Raw genomic sequence first — 2,026 nt, forward strand, 5'->3', positions numbered from 1 at the left:
TTCATTGCTATAATTGTCCATTTACATTACTTAGCCCAATTCTATGAAATCCTTCGTTTACTCCCAAGCCATATTTCCTCCATTATCACTATTATTCCTATCATTGATAGCTGCCTTTCCTGTCCCAACATCAGCCGCTCCCACTCCCGAAGCCATTTCACAACAACAGGATATTCTCCAGCGTCAACGGGAGAAGCAGCTGCGTGAACAGATGTTGCCTGAACAAGATGTGCGTTTAGATGATGCTGATACAGGTAGGGAGAAGATGGCAACACAGGCAGGTAGTGCAAATTCGGATGAAGCAAGCCCATGCTTTCCTATTTCTGAAGTGGAATTGGTGGGTAAAGGAGCCGCTAAATTTCGATTTGCGCTCAATCAGGCTTTGCGCCAAACACATTTTGTTCCCGGCAAGTGTTTGCATGCGGGCGATATCAATCAAATCATGTCTTTGGCGCAAAATGCTTTGATCGGCAGGGGGTATACCACGACACGTATTTTGGCTGCGCCACAAAATTTGAATAGTGGCAAACTTCAATTAACACTGATGCCGGGCTATCTGCGCTTCATACGAATCGATAGATCTAATGATACTCAAACCCATGCTGAACGCATTGCAGCATTCCAAAACAAATTTCCCACCCGCTCAGACAATCTGTTGAATCTACGTGATTTAGAACAAGGGCTGGAAAATCTCAAACGGCTCCCAACAGCAGAAGTCGATATCCAAATCGTTCCCGTAGAGGACGAACCAAACCAAAGTGATGTTGTGGTGCAATGGCGGCAACGTTTGTTGCCCTACCGTGTAAGTGTAGGCGTGGATAATTCAGGCAGTAAAGCGACGGGGAAATATCAAGGAAATATCACTTTCTCTGCCGACAATCCTTTTGGACTGAGTGATATGTTTTATGTAAATTATGGACGTTCAATTGGCGATACACCCAATGAGGAAAATTTTGACGGCCATCGCAAAGAAGGCGGATCGAATAATTACGCAGTACATTATTCAGTTCCTTTCGGTAAATGGACATGGGCATTTAATCATAACGGCTACCGTTACCATCAGGCAGTTGCCGGATTGTCAGAAGTGTATGATTACAATGGGAAAAGTTACAATACTGATTTCGGCTTCAACCGCCTGTTGTATCGTGATGCCAAACGCAAAACTTATCTTGGTGTAAAACTGTGGGCAAGGGAAACAAAAAGCTATATTGATGATGCCGAACTGACTGTACAAAGGCGTAAAACTGCAGGTTGGTTGGCAGAACTTTCCCACAAAGAATATATCGGCCGCAGTACAGCAGATTTTAAGTTGAAATATAAACGCGGTACTGGCATGAAAGATGCTCTGCGCGCACCCGAAGAGACCTTTAACGAAGGCTCGTCACGTATGAAAATTTGGACGGCTTCGGCTGATGTAAACATTCCTTTTCAAATCGGTAAACAGCTATTTGCCTACGATACATCTGTTTACGCACAATGGAACAAAACCCCGTTAACATCGCAAGACAAACTGGCCATCGGCGGACGCTACACTGTGCGTGGCTTCGACGGCGAAATGAGTTTGTCTGCCGAGCGGGGATGGTATTGGCGAAACGATTTGAGTTGGCAATTTAAACCAGGCCATCAGCTTTATTTTGGGGCTGATGTGGGACATGTTTCGGGACAGTCCTCCCAATGGTTGTCAGGACAAACCTTAGCAGGAACAACAATTGGAATGCGCGGACAAATGAAGCTTGGCGGAAACCTGCATTACGATATTTTTACCGGCCGTACATTGAAAAAGCCGGACTCTTTCCAATCAAGGAAATGGGCAAGCGGTTTTCAGGTAGGTTATACTTTTTAAAACGGTATAGTCAAATGAGTTGCAACAAAGGGATAATAAAATTCGATAATAGCTGAGATCCTGCAAAATCACTCTTCATCTTTTCCTCTCGACAGCCAAAACCCAAACATAGATTTTCTGCTGTTAGGTAAAAGGGCTTTTTTGCAAAGGTCTCAGGGTGTCGTCTTGCGCCAGCCAGTTACG

Annotated in this window: 1 protein-coding gene; it reads left to right on the forward strand. The window is 44.6% G+C overall.

Annotation, left to right across the window (positions count from 1 at the left end):
• Positions 1-43 precede the first annotated feature (43 nt).
• A complete protein-coding gene (locus HMPREF2907_RS09895; RefSeq protein ID WP_070682576.1) occupies positions 44-1,843 on the forward strand; it encodes a ShlB/FhaC/HecB family hemolysin secretion/activation protein in 1,800 nt (599 codons plus the stop codon).
• Positions 1,844-2,026 lie beyond the last annotated feature (183 nt).

Source organism: Neisseria sp. HMSC055H02, from assembly GCF_001813335.1.
Lineage (GTDB): Bacteria > Pseudomonadota > Gammaproteobacteria > Burkholderiales > Neisseriaceae > Neisseria > Neisseria sicca_C.

Excerpts from the sequence above, each read along its gene's own strand:
- HMPREF2907_RS09895 (WP_070682576.1), top strand. The coding sequence starts at position 44 with ATGAAATCCTTCGTTTACTCCCAAGCCATATTTCCTCCATTATCACTA.